We start from the raw sequence: 1491 nt of genomic DNA on the forward strand, positions 1-1491 counted from the left end.
GCCGATGGGGATGGTGGGGTGGGGCTCGTCGGTGAGGGCGATGGTGTGGGTGGTGGTGAAGCCCATGGATTCGGCGGGGCCGTATCCGTTGACGACGGTGGTGTGGGGCGAGAGCTGCTGAAGCTTGTGCACGTGGGCGGGCGATGCTGCTTCCCCGCCGGTGTAGGCGACGGTGACCGACTCGAATGCCTCGGGGTGTTCGTCGGTGAGGTAGTTGAAGAGGCTGGCGGAGAGCTGGAGCATCGTCACGCCGTGGCGGCGGGACAGCTCCGCGATCAGGGCGGGTTCGGGCTTCTGGCCCGGTTGCAGGACGGTGGTGCCGCCGTGGAGGAGTGCGCCCCAGAATTCGAGGCTGAAGGCGTCCCAGGAGACCGGTGAGCACTGGAGGAACACCTCAGCCGGCCCGAAGTTCCCGTACGTCTGCGCGGTGACCGTGGAGACGAGGTTGCGGTGCGAGGAGAGGATGCCCTTGGGCCGCCCGGTCGAGCCGGAGGTGAACATCACGCACGCCACGTCCTGGCCCCGGACCGGTAGGCCGAGGTTGCCGGCGCCGTGGTGGGCCACCTCTTCCGGGCCCTCGACGCAAGTGGTCCAGGCCCCGGGGAGACGGCCGGCGAGTTGGGTGCTGGTGACCAGGTGGCTGATGGCGGCCTCGGTGGCGGCGGAGTGCAGTCGCTCGTCGGGGAAGTCCGGGTCGAGCAGCACATGACCGGCGCCGGTCTTGAGTACGGCGATGAGGGCGGTGGCGAAGGTGGCGTCGCGTTCCAGGAGGATGCCGGCGAGGTCGCCCCGGCCGAGGCCGCGCTCGCGCAGCTCACGTGCCCAGCGGTTGGCGGTGGCGTTCAGCTCCGCGTACGTGATGGCCCGATCGCCGTCGATGAGCGCGACCGCCTCCGGTGTCTGCGCAACCTGCTCCTCGAACCGCGCGACCAGCGAGGCGTCGCCTATATCGGAAGCGGTCCCGGCCCACGGCCCGAGGATCAGTCGCCGTTCGGCGTCCGACACCACGTCCAGCTCACCGACGCGCAGTTCGGGATCGGCCAGCGCCTGGCGCAGCACCTCACCGAGCACGGTCACCATGCGCTCGACGGTGGACCGGTCGAACAGGTCCTCCGCATAGAGCACCGTGCCCCGCAGCCCCTGGCCGTCGTCCGTGCGGAGCAGGAACTCCACATCGAACTTGGCCGCACCGCTCGTCACGTCCGGCATCGCGGTGACCGTGGTGTCCCCGAGCCGGAGCTCCGGAACGCCTCCGGATTCCAGGGTGAGGCAGATCTGGAAGAGGGGGTGGTGGGCGAGTGTGCGGGTGGGGTTGAGGGTGTCGAGGACGAGGTCGAAGGGGGCGTCCTGGTGGGCGAAGGCGTCGAGATCGGTGGCGCGGACGCGTTCCAGGAGTTCGCGGAAGGTGGGGTTGCCGGTCGTATCGGTGCGCAGGACGAGGGTGTTGACGAAGAACCCGACGAGGTCGCGGAGGGCCTCGTCGGTGCGGCC

General features: G+C 70.0%; 1 protein-coding gene. It reads right to left on the reverse strand.

Translation table 11 applies throughout. The annotated features are described in order from the left end of the window. Positions 1 to 1491: AMP-binding protein (locus tag ABZ565_RS35530; RefSeq protein ID WP_361036453.1), on the reverse strand; the 1491-nt coding region annotated here is incomplete at both ends.

Source organism: Streptomyces sp. NPDC016469, from assembly GCF_040632905.1.
GTDB lineage: Bacteria > Actinomycetota > Actinomycetes > Streptomycetales > Streptomycetaceae > Streptomyces.